This is a genomic window from Enterococcus sp. DIV0574 (assembly GCF_051711125.1).
GTDB lineage: Bacteria > Bacillota > Bacilli > Lactobacillales > Enterococcaceae > Enterococcus_D > Enterococcus_D gallinarum.
This window is the reverse complement of sequence record NZ_JBIOMA010000001.1, coordinates 309537-334811: the sequence shown is the minus strand read 5'-3', so window position 1 is coordinate 334811 and position 25275 is coordinate 309537. Positions and strand designations below refer to the sequence as shown.

Here is a 25275-nt window from a genome sequence, read left to right as displayed (position 1 = left end):
GACCACCCTAACTTTTATATTCTCGCGGCACCCTTGCAGAAAGCGTGCATGCCACTTCATAATGAATCGTCTCTAATTGTTCCGCTACTTTTTGCATAGTGATGCACTGTCCGTTATCTTCGCCGATCAATGTGACTTTTGTTCCCGCAGGAAATGACCGGGGTAAACGGATCATCAGCTGATCCATACATACACGACCAACGATTTCACAATACTCACCAGCTACCAATAAAGAAAATCCTTGCATTTTTCGCAACCAGCCGTCCGCATAACCAATCGGTACCGTACCGATCCATTCTGCTTGCGGCGTGATATATGTTTCACCATAGCCAATTCCGGCTCCTTTTTCAAGTAATTTCACTTGGACCAATTCAGAAACAAGAGACAAGGCTGGTTTCAATGGATATGTTTCTGGCAATGCCGTTCCTGAAGGATTCAATCCATACATCGCAATGCCATAGCGAACCATGTTCCCTACGGCTTCTGCATGCCACAAAGCAGTAGCACTATTGCCGGCATGGACATACCTTGGCAATTCAGGCAGACATGCCAATGCGGTTTGAAACCGTTGATTTTGTTCTTGCCAATACGTATCATCTGCTTGATCGGCTGTCGCAAAATGGGTGAAAATCCCTTCCCATGTGAACAAAGACTGCTCTTGGAGCCATTTGACAGCCGAGAGTAACTCTTCATTAGAAATAAAGCCAATTCGCCCCATTCCTGTATCAACTTTCAAATGGACCTTCAGCGGATTGGTGACAGGATTTTTTTGCAAGAAAGCAGCCGCTTCTTGCAACCACTCGTTCGTGCTTACTGGAAATGAAAGATTGTAGTAGCTCAGTAAACCGATATCTGCCACAGAAACGATCCCCAACACCAATATTGGTTCACTGAATCCAGCTTCCCGCAACTCGATACCTTCATCGACTGTCGCAACACAAAAACCGGAAGCGCCCCCTTCTAGAGCTGCTGTTGCTGTCTCAATAGCCCCATGTCCGTAGCCATTTGCTTTGACCACAGCAAATAAATCCGTTGCCTTTGGCAAACGCGCCACTTCATTTTCAACATTTTCTTTGATTGCCTCTAAATTTATAATGGCTTTCGTTGGTCTATGGATTGAAACGACCATTCCACTTTCCTTCTTTCTCTAGTGATTCCCTTAACGAATCGCTATCTCTGGCATTATTCATTCTCCAACAAGATTTGCGCAAAGGCAGTCTCATTGGTATGAGTGATACTGACAAACGTCTGATGTAGAGGGTGAGGTGCCTTTGTAACAACGGGCGCTCCAGCCTCGTTGGTCAGAACTTCGATATCTTGAAAAGACAATTTCCCAATTCCTGTTCCCCAAGCTTTCGAAAAAGCTTCTTTACAAGCATACCGTCCCCCAAGAAATTCAATCTGCCTTTTTTTTGGCAGCTTGAAAAACAGTTCAGATTCCTTCTCAGTTAAAATACGCTGAATAAATTGCGGTTTGTTTTCAATCAATTCTTTGATGCGGGCTAATTCTACTGCATCGATCCCGATACCTTTGATCATTTTCTATCCTTTTCTGTTCAGCAAGAACCTTTATTCCATGACTGTTCATTACGATTTTATATCTATCTATTAAATACATCAGCTGCATTTATTTTAGTTTCATTCTACCAAAAAAAAAGGGAATTACCACTCAAAACTAAAGGGTTTAATGGATGGTTAAGAAATTTTTGAGAGGCTCGTTCTCCAGTTTTCTTTGACTATACCGTCTTTTCTCAAAAAGGGCAAAAAAAATATCCGAACAATGATCGATCACGCCAAGTGGCCTCTTGGTCAGTGGCACACATTGGCAGGTTGATCGAAAAAAGTTCAGATAATTTTGTGTCGAAAAAGGTGCTGAAAGCGACCTCTAAGGACTAGTCTTGATTGTTGCGGATAACGAAGCCGCGTTTTTTGTCATTGCTGCGACGGTTATTTTTGCGAGCGCCGTCTTTGCTGTAATTTCCTCGAGCTTTGCCGCTGCGGTTGCCGCCGTTGTCTTTACGGTTGCGGTTGTTGCTGTTGTTGCTGCGACGACCATTTTTATTGAAAGATTTCTTTCCTTGCGGTAATGGTCTTTCTGGTGTGATCTTCACAGGGACAAGATCAGATGGATCTTTCGCGATTGTTTTAAGAAGCAAAGCAGCCAAGTCTTGTGCTGAGTAGCGTTCCAATAAATCATCTGCAGCTTGGAGGTATTTATCCAACCCGTTTTCATCCATTTTCACTTCTACTTGTTCAATTGCTGCACCTAATTGCCCCTTAAAAGCTTCTTTTTCGGTTGGTGGACGCATTGGTGACATCCGTTTTTTAGTTAGATTTTCAATAACATGCAAATAACTCATTTCGTTTGGTGTAACGAAAGTTACGGAGATTCCGCCTTTACCTGCACGGCCCGTCCGTCCGATACGGTGAACATAACTCTCTGGATCTTGAGGAATATCATAGTTGTAGACGTGAGTCACACCAGAAATATCTAATCCTCGAGCTGCAACGTCTGTAGCAACCAAAATATCTAAATGACCGCTCTTGAATGATCGTAATACGCTCATTCGTTTTTGTTGAGACAAGTCTCCATGGATCCCTTCCGCTTTGTAGCCTCGAGCTTCTAGTCCTCGTGCCAATTCATCGACACGACGTTTTGTCCGACCAAAAACGATCGTCAACTCAGGTGTTTGTACATCCAACAAACGAGTCATAATATCGAATTTTTCATAGTCTTTTGAACGAACATAATATTGATCGATCAAATCAGCCGTCATTTCTTTCGCCTTGATTTGAACATGTTCAGGGTTTTTCATGAATTTTACGCCAATGCTCTTGATTGCAGGAGGCATTGTTGCTGAAAATAGTAAGGTTTGACGTTCTTCAGGTACTTGGCTGATGATCTTCTCGATATCTTCCAAGAAGCCCATGTTCAACATTTCGTCTGCTTCATCCAAAACAAGTGTTTCCACTGTACCAAGTTTCAATGTGTGGCGGTTGATATGGTCTAACATACGTCCTGGTGTACCGACAACGATATGGGGACGATCTTTTAGTTGACGGATTTGACGACCAATATCCGCACCACCGTAAACCGCTTGAACCCGGATTTTTTTGTCTTTTCCTAAACGATATAGTTCTTCTTGGGTTTGGATCGCTAATTCCCGAGTAGGTGCAATCACTAATCCTTGTAATTGGTGATTTGCTGGGTCGATTTTTTCCAACATTGGCAAGCCGAATGCTGCTGTTTTTCCGGTACCGGTCTGTGCTTGACCGATGACATCTCTTCCTTGCAACGCAAGGGGAATTGTTGCTTCTTGGATTGGTGTTGCTTCTTCAAAGCCGGCACGCTCAACAGAAGTCAATAATTCGTTTGATAATTCTAGATCTTTAAATTTCAAATGGATCCTCCTAATTTGGTCATCATCATGATGCCTGTTTTCTTTAATCGAAGCGTACTTTCTTCAGAAACACAAGAGCAGTCCCATCTCTTATCTTTCTCTTGTTACCGAAAAACCGCTTCACGAAGGCATTATAAAAGGCTAAAACAAATCTTTCTGTCTCAGCCATCATTTTATCTCAAAACGTCAATGTTTATTTACAGTAATCATTCTGTGCTTCATCTTTCGGCATTAAATAAGTATAGCACAGAATGAAAATTTCAGCAAGATTTCACGCTTACTTTACATTGCTGTTAGAGAATCAATTACCTCAACCAGGCCCATTCCGTTGCTCCCCTTTAAAACAATGCTATCCGTAGGCTGCAGTTCTTTTTGTAGTTGTGTGATCAGCGCCGCTTTTTCCTCTTTGCTAAAGAAATGGACTCGATCGGCTAAGCGGCTTTGATCCAATGCACGTTTCAACGCTTGCATCTCACTACCGTACAAAAAGATCAAATCGAACCTTTCATCTAAATGATCCGCCATCCCGGCATGCATCTTCGCTGAATCAGGACCTAACTCCAACATGTCTGCTAGCACAGCGATCCGTCTGCCAGTCAGAGGCAATTTTCTGAAACTGTCTAAGACTAATCCCATCGCTGTTGGGTTTGCATTATAGACATCGCTTAAAATAGCGGCGCCATTCGCAGCTTTCAACCATTGTGTACGATTCTTTGTCAGTTGAAAATCAGCCAATCCTGCTTTGATTTTTTCTTCTTCAATCCCCAAATAACGGCCGATGCCAATCGCGATCAAGGCATTCTTTACATTGTAGCCGCCGATCACTGGAATCGTATAGACTTGATCCGCTACCGTAAAAGCTGTTTGTTCTTGGGTTTCTTCTTGGATCGTTCCTTTAAGATTGCCTTCACCCAAACCAAAGGTTTCTACCTGCTGAGTCAACTCTGCAAGGTAGGGGGTCAATAAAGGCTCGTCTGCTGGTATCATGAAAAATCCTGCTGGGTCTAAGCCGGCAGTGATTTCCATCTTGGCTTTCGCGATTCCTTCACGAGAACCAAGATTCTCAATATGGGCTTCACCGATCAATGTGATCGCTGCAACATCTGGCTGAGCCAAGTGTGACAAGACCTCGATTTCCCCCGCATGATCCATCCCCATCTCCAATACAAGAACTTCTGTATCCGCTGGTGCATGCAGAATCGTTAGTGGCAAACCAATTTCATTATTGTGATTTCCTTGTGTTTTGTAGGTTTTGAACTGCTGTGCCACCACCGCATCTACCATATCTTTTGTAGTAGTCTTACCATTGCTACCTGTAATAGCAATTACTTTTGGCGCCAGTTTTTCTTTATAGAATTTTGCCAGCTTTTGAAAGGCAGCTAGGGTGTCTGATACTTCGATGATCATTAGTCCTTCTGGCGGCTGGATTGTCGGATGGCTCCAAAAAGCAGCGATTGCTCCTTTTTCTTGCGCTTGTTGAGCAAACTCATGGCCATCTCTCGTTCCGGCCAACGGCACAAACAAACTATCGGTAGTGACCAAGCGGCTGTCAAATTCTACACTGCTGATCATTGTCTGATCGGCACATTCTACGCCAAATAAAGCGGCAACTTCTTTTATCGATAGATTCATCTTATTTATCTCCTTAAGTTAAAAACAGGGAAGATCATGGTCCTTTCAAGCTTCACCTTGAGTTGAACTGATTTCCCTGTTTGTGATTATTCGACATCGGTTAAAAAGGCTTGACGCTGTTTAAAACGGTTGACTCCTAATTGAATCAATTCCTCAATCAAATCACCATATGGCAGACCGGTTTTTTCCCACAACAGCGGGTACATACTAAACTCGGTAAAACCAGGCATCGTGTTCAATTCATTCAGGAATAATTCGTTTTTGTTCGTCAAGAAAAAGTCGCAGCGGCTGAGGCCGCTTCCTCCAAGCATCGTATAAGCTTTTTTGGCAAACTCTTGCGCTTTCGCTTGTGTCTCCTCAGGAATTTGAGCTGGGATCTGCATCTCAATCTTATTGTCAAGATACTTCGAATTGTAATCATAAAAAGCTACATCTTTAACGATCTCGCCGGGCATTGTTGTACGCACATCTTCATTTCCAAGAACAGCGACTTCGATTTCGCGAGCTTCGATCCCTTGTTCTACGATCGCTCGTGTATCATAACGGTAGGCTTCTTGAAGTGCATTTTGCAATTCTTCCCGATTTTCAGCTTTTGTGATCCCAACACTTGAACCCATATTGGCAGGTTTGATAAACATTGGATACAAAAGACTGCCTTCACATTGTTCAAATACTTTTTTAGGATTTTCTTTCCAATAGTTTTTAAGAACGGGTACATAAGGAACTTGCGGAATCCCCGCCGCCTGCAAGATATATTTGGTCATAATCTTATCCATGCCACAGGCACTAGTTAAAACCCCTGCGCCTACATAAGGCATGCCGATGGTCTCTAGAAAACCTTGGATCGTTCCATCTTCTCCATTTGGTCCGTGGAGCAGCGGAAAAACAATCGCATCCTCTTCCTTGATCTCACCAGGTTGGATCGGCGTCCCTTGGTAAGCCGAATCCGTCAGATTCAACACTTCTTTGGATGTAGGGGCTTCAGTCAATAAAGAGCCTTTTAGCCACTGGCCATCTCTCGTGATCATTACTAATTGTACTTGGTAGTAATTATAATATACAGCATTGACTACTGAAAAAGCGGATAGAAGCGATACATCATGCTCTGCACTGCGTCCGCCATATAATAAAATAATTTTCAAAAGAAATTCCTCCTGTATTCATTGTTTCTACCAAAACTAATTCTTCCACATTTTAGCACAAAAACGAAGCTGCGACATTATTTCTTGCCGATTTTAACAACTGAAATCATCCGTAGTTGAATGTTTCTTGATTTCTTCGTACTATTAGACTAGCAAAACTTAAAGAATAGAGGTGCCCGTATGGAACAGGAATCACCATCTAAGAAAAAAAGACTCAGACAGATCGTTCAAGTGTTTCTCAAATACAAAGTGATTCAAAATTTAAGTAAGCAGCAAGATCCCCTCGCTGTACGCAAAGCCTTTGAAGAATTAGGACCCACCTTCATTAAAATCGGTCAAATGCTTTCCGTCCGTAGCGACTTATTATCTGACGCTTTTATCAATGAATTCAAACACTTGCAAGACAATGTCAAAAGCGATCCTTTTCCGCAAGTCCAAGCGCTGTTAGAAGCAGAATGGGAACAACCTCTGACAGCCATTTTTACAACTTTGCAAGAAAAGCCCTTAGCTTCGGCATCTATCGGTCAAGCTCACCGTGGGACTCTAAAAGATGGCAAAGAAGTTGTTGTCAAAGTACAGCATCCCGGCATTATTTCCGCTATCCAAGTAGATCTCGATTTGTTTGAAAAAGCGATTCCTTTGATTCGCTATATTCCAGAAACGAATGTGGTGGATCTTAAAAGCGTTCTGCATGAAGTTCGACGCTCATTGGATAATGAAACAAACTTTCTGCAAGAAACGAAAAATGCGCAAGAGTTTTATCACTTCAATCACCACTGGCAGCAGATCGAGATTCCTAAAGTCTATCCTCAGTGGTGTACACATAAAGTCATCGTCATGGACTATATGGAAGGAGAAAACCTAAACTGTTTGCTTGCTCGAAAAAACAATGAACAATTTTTTCCCAACCGGACAGTAAAAGAAATCAAGAAAGAGGTCGGTACCCTGCTGGTAGAGAACTTTATGAAGCAAGTCTTTGAAGACGGCTTTTTCCATGCAGACCCTCATCCTGGAAATCTCTTCTTGCAACCACTGGATCCCGATCAGCAAACAGCTCCTTTCCATGTAAAAAAGAAAGTTGGTGTTTTAGGCGGTGTTGATTACTCCTTAAAATGGCAGGATGAGGAGACACTGCCGCCTTATCGCTTGATCTTTTTAGATTTCGGAATGATGGGACATCTGGACCAGACCCTTCGCAGTCGGCTGGCAGATGCCTTGATCGCATTGTACACTCAAGATACCCAACAAGTTGGTAGAGCTGTCCTACGCCTTTGCCGTCGGGAAAGAAACTTCGATGAAGTGGATTTCTATCAAGATCTTCAGTCTTTTGTTGAAAATTATTACAACATGCCGATCAAAGATATTGATTTGCAAAAAGTATTAGCTGAAGTCATCACTATCTGTCATGACAATCATCTGCAGATGCACCGTGACATCACGCTGCTGATTAAAGCTTTCGGAACGCTTGAAGGAGTAATCGAGGCACTTGACCCTCAATTATCGATGATGGAAGTGACACAGCCATTTGCTCAGAAATACTTTTTGCAGCAGCTGGATCTTGAAGAAGAAATGAAAAAAAGTTTGTTAGCCAGTGCCAAAAGTCTCCGAGCACTCAGTCGACTCCCTGATCGAACATTAGCTGCTGTCAACACACTAGCTACTGGCAAGCATCGTCTGAATATTGAGATCCGCCATCAAAAACAGCTGCTGGACCGTTTTGATCAAATGATCAATCGGCTAGTGATTGGCATTATCTTAGCAGCAGTGATTTTAGGTTCCTCTCTTTTAGTCGTTGCAAGTCCCCAACAGGGCGGCTTTGTTCATCAAATGGGTATCTTTGGCTATTGTATAGCCTTTGTGGCCATCGTCACCGTTGCCGTAAAATATTTTTATGATCGTTTTCGAAAAAAATAAACGATCCAGCAGTCTCCTCAATGATGGTTACTGCTGGATCGTTTTTTTAATTTCTTGCTCTAGAACTTGTTTGAATTGTTGACGATCCTCTTTCGTGAATGGTTTCGGTCCTTTGGTCCGCTTGCCGGCTTTACGCATTTGTGTTCCTAAATACCGTTGCCCTAATAAAAAGTCGATAGTCTCCGGCAAATATTCTGTGCCGTTATGATGAAAAACACGGGCTTTTTTTGGTAATACAAGTGAAGCTAAGCCATAATCTTGTGTGACTAAAAAATCGCCCGGTTGAATTTCTTTAACAATCTCATAGTCGGCTCGATCGGCCCCCTTATCCACATAGACAAAATGAACAAAATTAGGATATTCTTTGGCCGTATAGTGATCGACACTAGTGACGATCACTACTGGCAATGCAAACTGCGCACCTAATTCAATAACTTCGTTTTTTACTGGGGAACCATCCCCATCGATCAGTAATCGCATCGTCTCGCCCCCTTCCTTTTATTGTAGAAGTTTCTGCTGCAAGATGCAAGATAAGGCTGCATCCGCTCTGATGAGAAAATACAGCCTTGAGTTTAGTCTTTCAGTAACAAGTTTATTAGGAGTCCCGCATGACAAATTGACGCTCTTTTAGTTCATAAACAACATCACAGACTTTCGCTACTTCTTGTTCATGGGTCACTAAGATGATACATTTCTTTTGTTCATGGGCAATTTCTTGAAACAGTTGAACGATATCTTTTGAGGTCGTTTCATCTAAATTACCGGTGGGCTCATCTGCCACGATCAACTCATGTTCACAGCATATAGCCCGGACGATGGCCACTCGTTGTTGCTGTCCACCGGAAAGCTGGGTAACTTTCTTCATAGCTAATTCTTCAGTTATCCCAACTTTAGCCAGGTTTGCCAAAGCATATGCCTTTTTATCTGTTTGTTGTGACTTGGCAATCGCCATTGCGGTAGTCACATTATCCAGTGCCGACATATAGGGCAACAAATTATAAGCTTGAAAGACGATAGAAACATCTTTACGACGGTATTCTCGCAATCCAATTTTGTTCAACGGTTCGTTATCGTAATAAATATTCCCTTCTTTTGGTGTGTCCAACCCCGTGATCAATGAGAGAAAGGTCGTTTTACCAGAACCGCTGGAACCAAGGATCGCGTACATTTTTCCAGAATCAAAGGTCAAATCTACTTCTCGAAAAAGGGCTTCAGATTCTGTTTGGTACCAATAACCTAATTTTTCTGTTTGTAACGTCATGCTATCCCTCCTAGGAAACCAATATTTTTTTTGGATTGAGGCGCAAAATTCCAGCTGAAGATAATAGAATGGACCCAAAGCTGATCCCTACACCTAACAATCCAATAAGCCGATTTCTTGGAATGAAACCGTAATAGCTAACTCTTGTACTTCTGCCGAGGGTGTAAAAGCGGATAGCCCGCTTCTGCCATTAGGACCGCCGTTGCCCATACTTGGCATTCCTTCCGGACCATTCATCCCTGCGTCCGCTTGTTCCGTTGTCGTTTGTTGAGCCAACAGCTGCTCGCCCACGATATTCCCTACAACATTGCCACTAGCTGCAGCGATTCCCAATGCAAAGAACATACAGATAGCAATCTCAGTAAAAAACTGTAAAATGACTTTTATTCGCGATTCGCCTAAAGATAACAGAACGCCGATCTCATATTTGCGTTCTCTGATCGACAACATTACGATCAATGTCAATATGATGACACCGGCAACCGCAACTAGCACAATTATATTTTTGGCAAAACTTGCAACATTATTCAATGGTGTCAACATCGACTGATACATTTGATCATTCGTTTGGATACTGTAGGTATCGGTATCAATCAGTTTTTCAGCTTGAGCAACGAAACTGTCCATTTCTGAAGGATCACTCAACGTATAAGTCGCCGAATCTAACGTATCCTCATTACCCGCCAATGTATTAACGAGAGTATAGGATGCAAACAATGTATTGGCTGGGTTCAAAAAATTGAACATTTGGCTCATACTGTTCACAACTTCACTGGTTTCATAGATCCCTTTGATCGTTACTTCGACTTCATTGTCTTCACTATCAGAAATAACAAATTTGTCGCCAACTGAAAGCCCATTTGCTTCTGCTAATTCTGATTCGATCAAGACATGATTCGTCCCTTCATCTCCTGCAGTGATGGCTTCACCATCGGTAATTTTCGCGGTGCCTTCTGAAAAACTTGTATAGTTCGTACTTTCGGAAACACCAGTGATTTGAAAATCGCCGCTGCTCATGCTGCTCATTCTGCCTTCTTGCATATTAGGCATCCCACTTGGCTGGCCATTCGTTGCTCTAGATGAATCCTCCGTAGATTCTGTCGCTGTACTTTCGTCATCCTCACTTGAAATAGCTTCAATGCCACTGACAGCATCGGCTGATGTACTCGCTTCAAAGCTATAGGATGCTACCCCACTTAACGCTGCAATTGCTTGAGCATCACTAAGATTTACCGGTGTATTCTGGAAACTGCCTGGATCGGGCGGTGTCGACTCCCCCTCTGAAGTATCTGAAGAAGCTGTTTGGCTGTTTTGTCGAAGAGACTCCCGATTGGCTTGCAGCGTCACCGTCGCTCCCACGCTTTTTTGTGCGTTTTCGGTTGCGACTAAAGCAGCACTGCGGATTGTCAATCCTGCTAAAACAAAAATCAAAATTGCCGAAAAAACAGCAATCAGCAGCAAACTTCGACCTTTCTTTGCCCACAAACTTTGTAAGCCGCGTTTCATAAAATTCATCTCATATCCTCCTCTACTAAACGTAGCTTGACTATATGTTTACTAGCTTAAGTACACCTTAAAATAGGCATGGTCTATCCACGATATCTTTAGACACTGTCTGCTTCAATCTCGGAAATGGAGGGCTAGAATATCCTTTCAGAATGTTACACTTTAATGGCTTTTCACCAATCATGTATAGCAAAAATAAACTAAGTTGTAGCGGTCATCGTTCGTAGTATTCTTTCTTTGGTTCCTCCAACGAGGGCTACTAGAATTGATCAGCGTCCAAATCCGCCCATTTGGTTTGTCGTGGCAGTTGCGCCAGATTGAGTCAAATTTGAAAGGGTATCTGTTAAAGATAATGTGCCTAATTCAGAAGCATCCTTCACACTTCCTCCTTGATAAAGACCATAAACAGAAGTTTCACTATTGCTGCCGCCACTAAGTAGTGTATAGTCTGCTGATTGTAAATCTGGACTTGAAATCACCACATGTTGAAAATCCTTACTAGGTGCATAGGATAATAACGTATTGCCCTCAGTATCTTGCAAGGTGATCAACGTGTCTGCTGCCTGAGATTGATCGAAAGTAATCGCCACTGATCGTTGTGTTCCGCCACTCACATTCATTGCCATATCAGTGGTTCCTGCAGCGACGAGGGTCCCACCTGTAATTTCAAAGGTTCCATTATAATCTAAAGCGCCATTCCCGCCTTGCGTCGGTCCATTGACAATCACGATTCCACCGCTCATTGTGACATTGCCATTGCTGTCCAATCCATCTCCTTCAGCATCAATTGACAAGGTTCCACCTGTGATGACAACTTCTTTGCTATCGTCTGCTTGATCGCCACCGCCTGGTCCTCCTCCAAAACTATCTTGTCCAAATTGTCCGCTGTCCGTCGTGTCGCTGCCGCCGCCGGCATTTACCCCATCATCGCTTGCTAGCACTTGAATATCTCCACCAGCAATGGTGATGACGCTTGCTTCTAAGCCTTCATAGGATTTGTTGACAATAATCGTCCCATCATTAATGGTTAAACCATTGTCTGCATGAATGCCATCATCTCCAGTCGCTGCTGAAATCTCCCCGCCATTGATGGTGACTGAATCATTGGCGTGGATACTATCATCCGCACTATCGATAGTATAGGAACCACTTGCTAGTAGGATGGATCCACCTGCTTTCATTCCTTTATAACTTTCATCAGCGACGACCGATTGACTATCTGCACCATCAGCTGTCTTAACGGTCATTTCTGCTGATTGAATACTAAGATTTGTCTCAGCTTGGATACCATCCCGACCACTTTGGATCGTAAATATACCACCATCAATCCCAATATAGCCTTTTGTAGCATCTTCGGTATTGTTGGCTTGGATACCATCTCCTTCAGAAGTCGTCAGAGTATAATTCCCATCTCGAATCGACACCGAATCTTTTCCTTTGATCGCATTGTTTTTTGCTGTGATTTCATAGGTGCCGCTTGCCAAGACTAAATCGTCTTTGCTGCGGATACCGTTGCTATAATTGCCTTCAATGACCAATTTCCCTTCTCCATTGATCGACAAATCGTCTTTGCTATAAAAAGCAGCATCCGGTTCGGTTTCTCCTTCTGCAAAGGTATAACTCGTTCCATCCGTTAACGTATTTGTTGTATCCGCAGCTAATGTCGTAATGACTTTCTCTGCCTGCTCGATAACAACTGCTGAACTGTTAGCATTCGTGATACTTACTCCAGCAAAAATCAAATGAACTTTGGCTTCTTTGTCGACGTTGATTTTCAACTGACCATCTGTCAAAGAACCGCTGACCATATATGTCCCTGCCGAAGTAATCGTTACTGTTTGATCATCAACTGTAAATCCTTCTCCAGCTTCCGTTTGTGCACCCGCCAGTTTTATCGCTATGGCTGAAGATGACTCATAAGAAGCATCCAAATCCTCTTCTTCATACTTTCCATAATAATCTGTATCTTCCAAAGAAGTAGATCCATTCGTAACCGTTGCTTCCGAAGTTCCAGTGGCAGAACTTGAAGAATTTGTTTCAGATTGCTGCGCACAAGCTACCAGTAACAGTGCCAAAAACAATGGGTAGATTTTTTTCATTGGTCTTCCTCCTTATAATTCATCACGATTAGCCGCAACTTTACCGAGTACAACAGGTAAATTGCCATTACGTGTCCGTACATCATCGATCAAAGCCTTTTCTTGTGTTTGATCCTTCAATACTAAGTGATAGCGTAACTCGTAGAGACTACCCATGGTTGTTGTGCGTACCGAATCCAACTTGGCTGTATGAGTAAATTTCTCAAAAATGTCATCAAACAGTTGGGGATAATCTAAGTCTTCTGGAATAGTTATTTTCAATTCCCGTTCGCTCGTCTTACGTCGTTCGCCAAAGGGTACGGTATACAGCATCAATAAAAAGGCAGCTACCACGAATGAAAAAACCACCACATAACCGACATAACCCATACCGGTGGCTAAGCCGATCCCCATGGACCAAAACACACTGGTGATTTCGCGAGAACCTCCTGGAACGGAACGGAAGCGGATCAAGCTGAATGCGCCCAAAATCGCTACCCCAGTTCCTAAATTCCCATTGACCAGCATAATCACTGATTGTACTAGAACCGGCAGTACTGCCAACGTAATGACAAAATTTTTTGTATAAACATTCTTTACCATATGCACTCCGGCAACTAAGAGACCCAGAATCAGTGAGGCACTAATACAAATAATCAAGCCATCCCATTCAAGAGTAGCGGTATCACTTAACAAACTAGATAACATTCTGAATATCCTCCTTTTTAAACAAATGACGTTGGTAGGTTTGAGCATACTTGGAAAAACTAGCTTTGCGCACACCATACTGATTCAATTGTTCAACAAACCAAAGGGGATAGGCCCCCATTGCTTTGACTTCCATCAACACACCAATCTCTGGCGCTATCAATTGTCCATAACTCCCTTCAGACAATGTCAGATTGTTTTCCCGATAACGAATGTTTTGATCAAAGGTCACTCTAAATTCACTGTCTTCTGATGCAAAAAGCGAAAGGCGGTCATAGGCAATCAAAACGCGCGGACTTAAGTGATGGTTTTGTTTAAATAGCCAACGAATTTCGGCGGCAATTTGAAGTGGTTGAATAGTGGTAGGAAATTCCCCGCTTCGTATCCATGATTGATAATCTGAATAGCTTAGAGGAACACGCCGCTTATATACAATGCCATTGACTTTCTTCTTGATTTCTAGGAACACCAAACTGTCCTGAGATGGAACACCATAACTCCGGATGCGAAATTTCTCTTTATACTTTGGCTTATCCATCGAATGACGGATGAAACGAAAATCATCCGTGTCATAGTAAAGAGATAGAATCGTGTGTTGGCCATATTCATCAACCTTCATCCTCTGCTGCAACGCACCCAGAAACGGCTGAAACTGCTCAGACGATAAAAGATACCTGGTTTCTTTTCGTTGAAATACCTTTTTTAATTTCATGGTATTTTCCTCCTTTGATTGCTATAGTCCCTATTTAAGACGCTGAAACTTAAAGACAGCTTAAGCAAAAATCACTTTTTTAAGTTTTTTTTATGTTACTCATGCTATGCTTATAATGAAAGAGGTGACAGAATGATCAAGTTATTACTGATCGAAGACGACAGAACGTTATCAGAAAATATTAAAGAAATCGTTGCAGAAATTGGTGAAATCAGCCAAGCTTTTGATGGGAGTGAAGGTCTGTATGAAGCCCAAAGTGGGATTTATGATTTGATCATTCTAGATTTGATGCTTCCAGAAATGAATGGCTATGAAGTATTGGCAAAATTACGACAGCACACTGTTCAGACACCAATCTTGATCTTAACCGCCAAAGATGGATTAGAGGATAAGGTCGCTGGCTTTCAAAAGGGCGCCGATGACTATTTGACAAAACCTTTTTATCGGGAAGAATTATTGATGCGTTGCAAAGCCTTGTTAAAACGCTCATTGGGTTTATTTAATGAAAACCAAGTGGTCTATAAAGGATTGACCTGCAATCTCTCTACTAATGAGGTAACGATTGACGAAAAGCTATTACCTATCCAAGGAAAAGAATTTGCATTACTCGTTTATTTTTTGCAAAACCGAGGCATTATTTTGACGAAAGAACAAATTTTTGACCGTATTTGGGGATTTGATTCAGAAACAACGATCACAGTAGTCGAGGTCTACATCAGCAATTTACGCAAACATCTTCGGGATACTGGTATTGATAAAGAGATCCGGACACTGCGCAATGTAGGCTATATTATGCAAGGAGATTAGCGAATGAACAAAGAACTCTCCAAGAAACAGCGACTTAAATTGTTCTTGATCAATATCAGCGCTTTTGCATTGATCTTTACATTGCTCGGAATCATTGTACTAGAATTATTTGATCAATCTGCATATCAAGAAACCGATATTGCCCTTGAACAAGCCGTCCAAGATACACGTCTGGTCCAAGCAGAGATCAACAACGCTAATCAAAACGAAGCCATTGCCTTACCGCCAAATACAGTAATGCCAAAGATTCCTGGAACCAATCGTTTCAACACCCAATTTATTCTTTGGTCAGAAGACGGTACGATAGTAAACAAACAATCATTAGGCGGACGTTTCTCTCAGCTAGCTTCACTCAAATTAGATACGGAACATTTAAATACGATTCAATCACTGACCGTAAGCGATCAAAATGAAGCGGAGACTTTGCTGTTTCACTCGATCACGGTTGCCGCGCCTACGAACCAATCAGGGGTAGCCTATGTTCAAGTGTTGGCCAATACCAACCAAATCAATAATGCAATGAACAACTTTCAAACAATTTTGATTTTATCGATGATTTTCTTTTGGATCTTGTCAATCGGTATCAGCTACTACCTTTCTTCATTGACAATGCGGCCGATCCTCGCTTCGTGGAAAAAACAGCAAGAATTTGTCGAAAATGCTTCTCATGAATTACGGACGCCTTTGACGATCATCCAAAACAGTTTAGAGCGCACCTTCACTAAGCCCAATCATACGATCATTGAGGAATCAGAAAGTATTGCTCAAGCATTAGCAGAGACCCGGAGGTTGACTGGATTGACAGCGGATTTATTGACGATTGCCCGCAGCGATTCCAACCAGCAGATGTTAGCCAAAGAAACCATTGCCATCGCTCCTTTCATTCAAGAACTGGCAAAACCGTTTCAAGAGATTGCCAAAATGAATAATAAACAATTTGTCTTGGAAAACCTAGCTACGACAACTGCTGTCTTCGACCCCAAAAAAATACATCAAGTATTAGTAATTTTATTGGATAATGCCCTGAAATATACAAGTCAAGGAGATAAGATCACACTGCTGTCAGAAATTTCCAACAAGTATTGGCTGCTCGAAGTTAGAAACACAGGTCCATCTATTAGCGATGAAGACAAGAAACATATTTTTGAACGCTTTTATCGGGAAGATCGCTCCCGTTCAAAAGAAACCGGCGGCTATGGTCTCGGTTTGGCCATCGCCAAACAAATCGTGGAGGAACACAAAGGGCAAATCAGTGTACGTGATCTACAACCTAAAGGCGTTATTTTTCAAATCCGTTTGCCAAAGGAGGGATAAAAATGAAAGTCATTCATTTAAGAGAACATCCTGAATATTTACAGGAAGCGATCGCTTATTTTCAATCAAAATGGGCGAGTCCCGCATCCATGAAAGTGTATGAAGATAGCTTGACCCACAGTTTTGCTGATACCGATCTACCGCAATGGTTCCTACTCGTGGATAACCAAGCCGCTGCTGTCCCCTCGATCATTGGCTGTGGTGGACTGATCACGAATGATTTTATCAGCCGAATGGATTTGATGCCTTGGCTGTGCGCCCTCTATGTCGATCCTCACTATCGCAGACAAGGTGGTGCTCGGCTTTTGATCGCAACTATCAAGCAATCTGCCGCTACTGCTGGTTTCTCGACCCTTTATTTATGTACAGATCTTGTTTCGTTTTATGAAAAATTTGGTTTTGAGCTGATGGGTACAGGCTATCATCCTTGGGGAGAAGAATCGATGATCTATCGCTATCCCCTACAGAAATAGACAAAAAAAAAGCCTTGAACATGAATGTTCAAAGCTGTTTTTTATTCACAGTACTATTACTAGTAGAATACCCTATCTCCACAAAAGGAATATTCCGACACCCTACATCCGGCAGGTGGATCGCTCCTTGTGCCTCTGTTATCAATCTGGTCAGTCAAAGCTAGACCATCTCGACTCGTCGCATGAGGTATACTTTACCATAATTGATAAAGAAAAACTACTGCTTTATCAAAAAAATTCTTTAATAAGTGTTTTCGAAAGAAAAGATGCTCAGCTTTCGGTTAAGAATGTTGCAACTTTCGTTGTGATCAAATCAATCGCTACGTGGTTCTCGCCGCCTTCTGGAACGATGACATCTGCATAGCGCTTCGTAGGTTCGATAAATTGATGATACATAGGCTTGACTACTGTCAAATATTGTTCAATAACGGAATCCAGCGTTCGTCCGCGTTCTTCCATATCTCGTTTGATCCGACGAATGATTCGAATATCATCATCCGTATCTACATACAGTTTGATATCCATCAAGTCTCGCAAACGTTCGTCTTCCAAAATCAAGATTCCTTCAAGGATGATCACTTCTTTTGGTTCCTGAATGATCGTTGCTTCACTGCGAGTATGTGCCACATAATCATAGACCGGTTTTTCGATCGTTTCGTAGGCAAGGAGTTTCTGCAGATGTTCGATCAATAGATCGGTATCAAAGGCAAACGGATGATCATAGTTTGTGTTCAACCGTTCTTCAAAGCTCAAGTTGCTTTGATCTTTATAATAAGAGTCTTGTTCAAGCATCATAATGGAATGATTGGGAAAGTGATTGAAAATCGCTCGGCTCACACTTGTTTTTCCACTACCAGAACCACCAGTCACACCAATAATAATGGGCTTGCCATTCGTCATTCAATTAACCTCTTTCGTCTCTAAAATTTACACTGTTTCTATTATAGCGAAATTCTGAAAAATTACTATTCATTTCTAAGAAATCAGTCTTTTAATAACGATGGCAATTGATCCAACGACTGGATCTCATAGGTTGGGAGAACTGTTGAAGCCGCTTTTTTGTTAGGATTCAGCCAGATTGTATCGATCCCTGACAAATGTCCGCCCAAAATATCTGAAGACAATGAGTCACCAATAATGACTGTTTTTTGTTGTTCAAAATTAGGAATCCGGTCAAAAACATAGGTGAAGAATTCTTTCATTGGTTTTTGATAACCTGTATCTTCTGATACAAAGATATCCCGAAAATAAGGCATCAACTTAGCATCTGACAAACGGCGGTATTGGGTTTTAGAGACACCATTAGTCACAACATATAAATCAAACTTGTCAGCCAATTCGGCCAACACTAGCTGACTATTGCCTAATAATTTATGCCCTTGATCCAAGTAAGAACGATAGTGTTTTTCCATCGCTTCACTGTCGACGATTCGCCCATACTTTTTAAAAAATAAGCCAAATCGTTCATTGACTACTTGGTCTCTAGACAGCTTCCCTTGTTCAAATTGTTGCCACAATCCGTGATTAACCTCTTGATAAGTCTGTTTCATTTCGAGATCCATCGTCAGACCTTGTTCCGCAAAAAGAGCTGTCAGCGCTTCATGTTCAGTATCTTGGAAATCAAGAATCGTATCATCGACATCAAATAACAGTGTTTTATAAGTCATAGTCTCCTCTTTCTCAGCGAAAATAATTCGCTAGGCTTTCTAATTCAAATTGGGTGAGATTCCGGTATTCTCCGGACAATAGATCCCCTAGTTCCAAAGGACCAATTGCAACTCTTTTTAGGGCAATCACTTTTTTCCCTCTTGCTAAAAACATCTTCTTCACTTGATGGAACTTCCCTTCAGCAATCTCTAGATGAACAAAGGACCGCCTACCTGAAGTCATCTCTATGGTCAATTTGGCAGGCTGGCAAACGACACCTCCATGAAAAACGATGCCTTGAGCAAAAGCAGCCACATCTTCCGCTGTTACCGGACCATTGACAATAACATCGTATCGTTTCGGCACTTTCTTGTTTGGGTGCAATAATTCATAGCCTAACTGCCCATTCGTCGTCAACAATACCAATCCTTCTGTATCGCGATCCAAACGTCCCACTGCATAAAGTGTCGCCTGTCGGTCTTCTGGCTGTAAAAGATCAATGACTGTGGCGTGCTGGTGATCTTTATTTGCTGTCACCACCCCCGCTGGCTTATTGAGTAAGTAATACACATCTCTTGTTTGCAGCAGTACCCCAGCAACCTTGATTTCATGTAATCGACTGTCGACATTTCGAGATGGGTTCCGTTCGATTTGCTGATCCACCAAGACTTTCCCTTGTTGAAAAAGACGTTTCATTTCTTTGCGAGAGGTCGCTAACCGCTCTTCTATCAGTTTGTCTAAACGCATTGTTTTCTCTCCATCTTGGCTATTATAGCTCAGATTTAATTGCTTGCAAATCCTCGACTCATCATTTCATTTGACTTTCTTCGACTTTCCACGTAAGGTTAAAGAGTAAAGTAAATAAAGTTTCTCATACACAGCGTTACGACCTGGTGGAGAAAAGTTGAACCAAAACTTTCTGGGGCAGTTGTGTAAACAACTGCCCTTTTGCGTGTTTTTACTCACGTACCACTTAATGTGCAGAGTTAACAAAATTTGCTTAAAAACATCCCGTTTTTTTCGGGAAATTTTAGGAGGAATTGAGTTATGTCAGTATCATTAGAAGTTACGAAAAGAGAAGTTCGCCCCCGTTCATTACGGAACAAATTGCGTCACGAAGGAAAAGTACCTGCTATCGTGAATGGTTATCAAGTAGACAGTACTCCGATTGCAGTCAATGCAGCGGAATTAGAAAGACTGCTACGTGAAAATGGTTTGAATACCGTAATCACTATGAACTTAGAAGGCAAGAAAGTAAATACACTGATCAAAGAATTTCAATCAGACACGTTCACTCGTGCATTGACCCATGTTGAATTCATCTCAGTCGATATGAATGAAGAAACTGAGGTAGAAGCTGAATTGACCTTAGTTGGTGATGCAGCAGGCGTGAAAGCCGGCGGCGTATTGACACAAAACTTATACAGTGTCGTTGTATCCGCAACACCAGATAAATTACCTGAACGTATTGAAGTTGATGTCACTGGACTTGAAATTGGTGACGCGTTGACTGTAGGCGATTTAGAGAAAAATGATGATTATACGATCGTCACAGAAGCCGAAGAACAAATCGTTGCTGTTGCTGAAGCACAAGAACTTTCAGAAGATGACGAAAACGGTGAAGCAGCAGAGCCAGCTGTTATTGGTGAAGATCAAGAATAATTTTTGCTACAAGTAAAGAATAAGACCATTCCTTGGGGAGTGGTCTTATTTTAAACAAGTTGATTCTATCTTTCGATTGCCGACCCACGACCGACTTTATCCTCAAGGAGGGAACAACCATGTTTGAACCATTTGACAGTAGCCGCAGCCGCTATGCTTCTGGCGGTATCGTCCAAACCATGCCGGGAGAATTGATCGATAGTTTATGGCTGATCATTGACTTGGATCTGAAAGGCGTTATTCCGTTAGAAAATCTATTAACTTTTCACGTAAAAAATAATGACGGCCGTGTTAGTATTCATTTTTCACAAGATGATCGCCGTGCTGGGATGTGTATCGATCTGCCGATTGCTTACAATGAGTATTTGCCTCAAACCGTTTATGCCTATGATGATGGTCAGCGCCAAACCATTTTATTGCCTAGTGAAGCAAGCTGATCTTCTATAGTTTATTTCTCTGCATTACGTACCAAATCTCCAGCGAGGGAGGGATAGCTAGACACTTTCTGCTAGGCTTAAGGTATTCTTAGCCTAGTAGTTTATTAGTGTTGCCCTGCTATTTTTCAGCTATTCAGTTGTGCGGTTCTTTTGAGTCTGCTTTTAAGCGACACTGCTTGCAGGATCACCCAATTTCCCCTTCCATCATTCCCTACTATGAATCCAGAATCCCTGTTTTTTTCCTTATTTTCTTCGTTTTTTTCTCTTTTAAGCTGATTAGCTCCACATCTGTCTCTTTGTAGTGAAAATTATTTATTAAACTTTGATGATTATTCTTTTCTAAAAAAACCAAGAAACTAGTTATCCACTATAATAAATGTAATCTCATCCGAAAGAGGTGATTCACAACTTGGAGGATTTTCTCGAGAAAGAAGTGTTGCGCATGTTGCGTCTGATCCGTAGTCTTTTCAAAGAAAGTCCGCTCCCCCTCCAACAAGCAGCCCTGCAACAAGGGATCTCCGTCAAGACTATTAGACGGATGATCGCCAGCGAGTTAGGTATCAAGTTGCCAATCAAATTTTTGATTAAAAAAGGCCAACTTGATTATTTACAGACGGAAGCAATGTCGGTTACTGAGTTACAAAAAAAGTCATCGCTTCTCTTGTAAAAAAGAGCAGTAACTACCGTATTCTTAACACCCAGCTGGAAGAACCTTCGTTGACTTATCCATTATTATGCAGAAAATGCCACCTGAGCCCTTCCAGTGTCAATCGACGTTTCACTGCTCTATCATCCTCTTTGGCAGCGTATAACTTATCTCTGAATCGCAAGCATTTTCCACTTTTACAAGGGAACGAAATACAAATCCGTTTTTTCCATTATCAATTGTTGCGCTGGATGCGTCCACACTTGATAAAAAGTTCCAGTGAGGCCTTCTTTTGTATCAAAACAATCCATGAAAAAAGAAAAGCGGTTTATCCGCTGGAAAATGGGATCGCATTAGCTACAGTTTTTCCAAAAAACTTTGTCCCAGCCTATTATTTGCGCCATGAACGCAACTATCTTTTCTTATGGAAACAATTACTTGGACTTGAAACCTTCTATTTATCTGAAGAAGATACCTACTTGCTGAACCAAATATTTGCTGCAGAACTGCTCAAAGAACGTCTGGGAAGTGACTCCTTTCAAATCTGTCTTGTCAAAATCACTCAAATCCACTTGCTCTGTGCTTTATTAGAAGGCAATCTGATCTTGTTTAAAGGGAGTAGATCACTTTCACCTGATACCCTCACACTCATTCGTCTGTTTCTTAGCCAGCTCCCCCACTACGATCAATTATTAAAAAAGCACCCTGAATTGCCGCTGCTGTATGAAATGATTTGGCATAACCGTTCTGTTTTGCTAGATTGGAATTAAAAAAGAGCAGTGACAAAAGTATGAAACAAACCACCTAACCGAAACGTAAAGAGATTACTCCTGCGATTCAGGAGGTCTTCGACGCAAGATTGCGAGGAAGGTCAAATCTCTTTATCATTTAGTAAGTTTCGTCTGTTTTTAACTTATGTCACTGCTCTGTTTGTACTGCTTAATGAAGGAAACTATTTAGCGTCCGCATCAACGATTTTCACAGAACCTTGCCATTGTTTTTCGACAAAGTCTTTGATTTCGTCAGAGTGAAGCACTTCAACCAATTTTTTGATTTTATCGCTGCTTTCGTCGCCACTGCGTACGGCAATCACATTGACGTATGGTGAATTATCCGCTTCTAATAAAACAGAATCATCTGCTGGATTCAAGTCGATCCCAAAAGCAAAGTTCGCATTGATGGCCACTAGGTCTGCTTCATCATTTTGGTAAGCCGTTGCCAATAATGAAGGATCAATATCATGCTTGAATTCTAATTTCTTTGGATTTTCAGCAATATCATCAAATGTTGCTGTTTCAGCATCGACACCATCTTTCAACTTAATCACACCAGCATCTTGTAAAATCGTTAAGATACGACCCCAATCGGATTCCGAATTTGAAGTAATCACGGTTGCGCCTTCAGCTAATTCAGAAATGTCAGAGATCCGTTTTGAATACAACCCCATCGGTTCGATATGAACCGCTCCTGCATTAACAAAGTCATAGCCATTATCGGCAATTTGCTTGTTCAAGTAAGGGATATGTTGGAAATAGTTGGCATCGATATCGCCATTTTCTAAAGCTTTGTTTGGCAAGATGTAATCATCGAAGGTTTTGATTTCTAAATCGATTCCTTCTTTTTCCAACAATGGTTTTGCTTGTTCTAAAATTTCTGCATGGGGTGTGACAGATGCTCCCACCACCAATTTCGTGTTTTCTCCACTAGCTGATGTTGAATCGGCGCTGTTATTTGAACCTGTACCGCAGGCTGCTAAAGCGACTGTTAACAATACTGTTGTTGCAAAACCAAAAATCTTTTTCATTTTTATTCCTCCCAATTTTCTATTTGATGTTTTTCTTTTTCAGCCAATCAGCGTTTGTCTGTTGCTTTTGTCAAAAAGTCGCCGATTGCTTGTAAGATAAAGACAATAATTAAAATAATCACTGTTGCTACAAGCGTCACAGTGTAATTTCCCCGTTGAAAGCCTTCTTGCCAAGCCAATGAACCAAGGCCTCCGGCACCGATCGCCCCTGCCATAGCTGTGTAACCGATCATTGAAATAGTGGTGACAGTGATGCCCGAAATCAATGCTGGGACACTCTCAGGAATGATAATCTTATAAATAATCTCCCAGTAACTTGCCCCCATCGCCTCGGCAGCTTCAATCACACCTGGACTTACTTCTCGAAAGGCAATCTCTACTAACCGTGCATAAAAAGGAGCTGCTGATAGAACCAATGCTGGAATCGCAGCTTTTGCCCCTAAGAAGGATCCTACCAATAGTGTCGTAAACGGTATAATCAAAACCATCAAGATCATAAACGGAGTTGAACGAAACACGTTACTGATAATCGAGACTAAGGTATAGGCAAAGCGTGATCCAAATGTTTGCTTGCGACCTAATGAATAAAGAGCCAATCCTAGTATTAGTCCAATCACAATGACTAGTACCATAGAGAAGAATGTCATAAATAACGTATCGATCGTCGCTTGTTGCATGTTTGCCCAATCGATTTTTTCAAAATCAAAATAGGTTTCTGAAAATGATTTACCCACGCTCGATCACCTCCACGCCTACTTGTTCTTGCGCAAAAAAGCGCAATGCTTTATCGATTTCTGGTGTTTCACCGGTCAATAGAACGGTTAATGCGCCAAAAGAGCCTTCATTCGTTTGCTGAATCTTGCCATAAACAACATTGACATCAATCAGATACTTTCGGATCGCTTGCGAAATGATTGGTTCATTCGCATTGTCTTCCGTAAAGGTCAATGTCACTAAGCGGCCATGGGGATTTTCTCTTAAAAAGGCTTGACGCAATTCCTCGGGATCTTCTTCTGGCTCCAAATCTTGCTGCACAAAGCGCTTAGTCACAGCTTGTTGCGGATGACGAAACACCGAGTGTACGGAACCTTCTTCAACGATTTTGCCTAATTCCATTACAGCTACTTTATTGCAGATTTTGCGAATCACATTCATCTCATGGGTGATCAGCACAATCGTCAAATTCAGTTTTTTGTTGATGGACAGCAGTAAATCCAGAACTTCTTCGGTTGTTTGAGGGTCAAGTGCACTGGTTGCTTCGTCGCATAGCAAGATTTCTGGCTCATTTGCTAACGCACGGGCAATTCCTACCCGTTGTTTTTGGCCACCTGACAATTGGGAAGGGTAAGCTTTTTCGCGTCCTTCTAACCCGACAAGTTTTACCAGTTCTTGTGCCCGCTCGCGGCGTTTGATTTTGGGGATCCCTGCCAATTCTAATGGTAATTCGATATTTTCCAATACTGTTCGTGACCACAAGAGGTTAAAGTGTTGAAAAATCATTCCAATTTTTTTACGAAAATCTCGTAATTCTTTGTTCTTCAAGGCTAAAATATTTTGACCATTGATCACTACATCACCAGCTGAAGGAAGTTCTAATCCATTCAATAGACGAACCAATGTACTTTTGCCGGCACCTGAATAACCAACGATGCCATAAATATCGCCTTTTTCCACTTGCAGAGAAACATCATTGACGGCATGGACTGCGCCACTTTTACCGTCAAAGGATTTCTTTACGTGGGTCAATTCGATTAATGCCATAAATTTCCCATCTTTCTTTATTCATTCACTAGTTAAACACAAAAAAAGCTTTCATCCTTTGTACATTATACTGTTACAAAGGACGAAAGCACAACTTCCGTGTTACCACCTTGATTTACTGTCGACTCGCATCAACAGCCTCTTCCAGTACTTGAATTTCTTCGCATACTGTTGCACAGTAACGGGTGCATCCCGTGATAGGCTTGTCCTTAGACTCACCCATCCTGCTCAAAGACCATCTTCCATCTTCTCTTCGTTGCCCATTTACACCAAACAGGGCTCTCTGTGTACGTCAAGAACATGTACTCTTCTTTTCAAAGCATTCATTTATTGAGCAAATTATAGCAACGTCTCAATCTGCTGTCAATTC

At 41.8% G+C, this 25275-nt stretch carries 24 protein-coding genes, 1 pseudogene and 1 other annotated feature; of the genes and pseudogenes, 8 read left to right on the top strand and 17 right to left on the bottom strand.

Going from position 1 to position 25275, the window contains the following annotated elements; translation table 11 throughout:
* Positions 1-7 precede the first annotated feature (7 nt).
* From alr to IGJ45_RS01700, 5 genes are all read right to left on the bottom strand, one after another.
* Positions 8-1129 carry an alanine racemase gene (alr, locus tag IGJ45_RS01720; RefSeq protein WP_081131397.1) on the bottom strand — a complete coding sequence of 374 codons (1122 nt, stop codon included), beginning with the start codon at positions 1127-1129 and terminating at the stop codon, positions 8-10.
* A 53-nt stretch (positions 1130-1182) separates the two neighbouring features.
* The gene (acpS, locus tag IGJ45_RS01715) at positions 1183-1539 is read right to left on the bottom strand and encodes a holo-ACP synthase (protein WP_003128562.1); all 357 of its coding nucleotides are present in this window, start codon (positions 1537-1539) and stop codon (positions 1183-1185) included.
* 353 nt (positions 1540-1892) lie between these two features.
* Positions 1893-3401, bottom strand: a complete 1509-nt coding sequence (gene cshA, locus IGJ45_RS01710) for a degradosome RNA helicase CshA (RefSeq protein ID WP_003128560.1) — start codon at positions 3399-3401, stop codon at positions 1893-1895.
* 282 nt (positions 3402-3683) lie between these two features.
* Entirely contained in the window at positions 3684-5033 is a 1350-nt protein-coding gene (locus IGJ45_RS01705) for a UDP-N-acetylmuramoyl-tripeptide--D-alanyl-D-alanine ligase (RefSeq protein WP_041119802.1), read from the bottom strand.
* Between the two features lie 86 nt (positions 5034-5119).
* Complete coding sequence (locus tag IGJ45_RS01700) at positions 5120-6175, bottom strand: D-alanine--D-alanine ligase (RefSeq protein WP_003128558.1); 1056 nt, start codon at positions 6173-6175, stop codon at positions 5120-5122.
* Positions 6176-6355: 180 nt separating this feature from the next.
* Between IGJ45_RS01700 and IGJ45_RS01695 the strand changes: the two genes are divergently transcribed.
* Positions 6356-8089, top strand: a complete 1734-nt coding sequence (locus tag IGJ45_RS01695; RefSeq protein WP_423121557.1) for an ABC1 kinase family protein — start codon at positions 6356-6358, stop codon at positions 8087-8089.
* A gap of 27 nt (positions 8090-8116) precedes the next feature.
* On the opposite strand, the gene IGJ45_RS01690 is transcribed toward IGJ45_RS01695, so the two are convergent.
* From IGJ45_RS01690 to IGJ45_RS01665, 6 genes and pseudogenes are all read right to left on the bottom strand, one after another.
* Positions 8117-8569: a YaiI/YqxD family protein gene (locus tag IGJ45_RS01690; protein ID WP_409531331.1), complete on the bottom strand. Its 453-nt coding sequence runs from the start codon at positions 8567-8569 to the stop codon at positions 8117-8119.
* A gap of 115 nt (positions 8570-8684) precedes the next feature.
* Positions 8685-9350, bottom strand: a complete 666-nt coding sequence (locus IGJ45_RS01685; RefSeq protein WP_003128554.1) for an ABC transporter ATP-binding protein — start codon at positions 9348-9350, stop codon at positions 8685-8687.
* Positions 9351-9360: 10 nt separating this feature from the next.
* Positions 9361-10865, bottom strand: a pseudogene (locus tag IGJ45_RS01680) (ABC transporter permease).
* Positions 10866-11125: 260 nt separating this feature from the next.
* Positions 11126-12955, bottom strand: a complete 1830-nt coding sequence (locus IGJ45_RS01675; RefSeq protein WP_081131401.1) for a carbohydrate-binding domain-containing protein — start codon at positions 12953-12955, stop codon at positions 11126-11128.
* A 12-nt stretch (positions 12956-12967) separates the two neighbouring features.
* Positions 12968-13642, bottom strand: a complete 675-nt coding sequence (locus IGJ45_RS01670) for a DUF4956 domain-containing protein (protein WP_003128549.1) — start codon at positions 13640-13642, stop codon at positions 12968-12970.
* Complete coding sequence (locus tag IGJ45_RS01665; RefSeq protein ID WP_438768650.1) at positions 13632-14354, bottom strand: polyphosphate polymerase domain-containing protein; 723 nt, start codon at positions 14352-14354, stop codon at positions 13632-13634. The genes IGJ45_RS01670 and IGJ45_RS01665 overlap by 11 nt, the downstream gene beginning before the upstream one ends.
* 132 nt (positions 14355-14486) lie before the next feature.
* On the opposite strand from IGJ45_RS01665, the gene IGJ45_RS01660 reads away from it, so the two are divergent.
* From IGJ45_RS01660 to IGJ45_RS01650, 3 genes are read left to right on the top strand one after another with little or no spacing between them, the layout of a single operon-like run.
* Positions 14487-15161 carry a response regulator transcription factor gene (locus IGJ45_RS01660; RefSeq protein ID WP_308052411.1) on the top strand — a complete coding sequence of 225 codons (675 nt, stop codon included), beginning with the start codon at positions 14487-14489 and terminating at the stop codon, positions 15159-15161.
* Between the two features lie 3 nt (positions 15162-15164).
* On the top strand, positions 15165-16475 hold the full coding sequence (locus tag IGJ45_RS01655; RefSeq protein ID WP_409531335.1) for a sensor histidine kinase: 1311 nt from the start codon (positions 15165-15167) through the stop codon (positions 16473-16475).
* A gap of 2 nt (positions 16476-16477) precedes the next feature.
* Positions 16478-16948 carry a GNAT family N-acetyltransferase gene (locus IGJ45_RS01650; protein WP_409531336.1) on the top strand — a complete coding sequence of 157 codons (471 nt, stop codon included), beginning with the start codon at positions 16478-16480 and terminating at the stop codon, positions 16946-16948.
* A gap of 270 nt (positions 16949-17218) precedes the next feature.
* Here IGJ45_RS01650 and udk read toward each other — a convergent pair whose 3' ends face one another.
* The 3 genes from udk to IGJ45_RS01635 form a co-directional block, all read right to left on the bottom strand.
* Positions 17219-17848, bottom strand: a complete 630-nt coding sequence (gene udk, locus IGJ45_RS01645; protein ID WP_003128539.1) for a uridine kinase — start codon at positions 17846-17848, stop codon at positions 17219-17221.
* A gap of 83 nt (positions 17849-17931) precedes the next feature.
* Positions 17932-18615 carry a YjjG family noncanonical pyrimidine nucleotidase gene (locus tag IGJ45_RS01640; protein ID WP_003128538.1) on the bottom strand — a complete coding sequence of 228 codons (684 nt, stop codon included), beginning with the start codon at positions 18613-18615 and terminating at the stop codon, positions 17932-17934.
* Between the two features lie 13 nt (positions 18616-18628).
* The gene (locus tag IGJ45_RS01635; RefSeq protein WP_103300314.1) at positions 18629-19342 is read right to left on the bottom strand and encodes a pseudouridine synthase; all 714 of its coding nucleotides are present in this window, start codon (positions 19340-19342) and stop codon (positions 18629-18631) included.
* A gap of 300 nt (positions 19343-19642) precedes the next feature.
* Here IGJ45_RS01635 and IGJ45_RS01630 point away from each other — a divergent pair, with 300 nt between their 5' ends.
* From IGJ45_RS01630 to IGJ45_RS01615, 4 genes are all read left to right on the top strand, one after another.
* Positions 19643-20257, top strand: a complete 615-nt coding sequence (locus IGJ45_RS01630; RefSeq protein WP_003128535.1) for a 50S ribosomal protein L25/general stress protein Ctc — start codon at positions 19643-19645, stop codon at positions 20255-20257.
* Between the two features lie 119 nt (positions 20258-20376).
* Positions 20377-20694: a DUF960 domain-containing protein gene (locus IGJ45_RS01625; protein ID WP_003128534.1), complete on the top strand. Its 318-nt coding sequence runs from the start codon at positions 20377-20379 to the stop codon at positions 20692-20694.
* A gap of 409 nt (positions 20695-21103) precedes the next feature.
* Positions 21104-21361, top strand: coding sequence for a hypothetical protein (locus IGJ45_RS01620; RefSeq protein WP_156233682.1), 258 nt, complete (start codon positions 21104-21106; stop codon positions 21359-21361).
* Complete coding sequence (locus IGJ45_RS01615) at positions 21346-22110, top strand: helix-turn-helix domain-containing protein (RefSeq protein ID WP_409531950.1); 765 nt, start codon at positions 21346-21348, stop codon at positions 22108-22110. Before IGJ45_RS01620 ends, IGJ45_RS01615 begins: the two co-directional genes overlap by 16 nt.
* Before the next feature lie 182 nt (positions 22111-22292).
* Here the strand turns inward: IGJ45_RS01615 and IGJ45_RS01610 are convergent, their stop codons facing one another.
* From IGJ45_RS01610 to IGJ45_RS01600, 3 genes are read right to left on the bottom strand one after another with little or no spacing between them, the layout of a single operon-like run.
* Entirely contained in the window at positions 22293-23144 is an 852-nt protein-coding gene (locus tag IGJ45_RS01610; RefSeq protein ID WP_003128530.1) for a MetQ/NlpA family ABC transporter substrate-binding protein, read from the bottom strand.
* Between the two features lie 47 nt (positions 23145-23191).
* On the bottom strand, positions 23192-23878 hold the full coding sequence (locus IGJ45_RS01605) for a methionine ABC transporter permease (RefSeq protein ID WP_003128528.1): 687 nt from the start codon (positions 23876-23878) through the stop codon (positions 23192-23194).
* Positions 23871-24905 (bottom strand): methionine ABC transporter ATP-binding protein, encoded by a 1035-nt coding sequence (locus tag IGJ45_RS01600; protein WP_060813125.1) that lies wholly within the window; start codon positions 24903-24905, stop codon positions 23871-23873. Before IGJ45_RS01600 ends, IGJ45_RS01605 begins: the two co-directional genes overlap by 8 nt.
* 75 nt (positions 24906-24980) lie before the next feature.
* Positions 24981-25232, bottom strand: a binding site (T-box leader).
* Positions 25233-25275 lie beyond the last annotated feature (43 nt).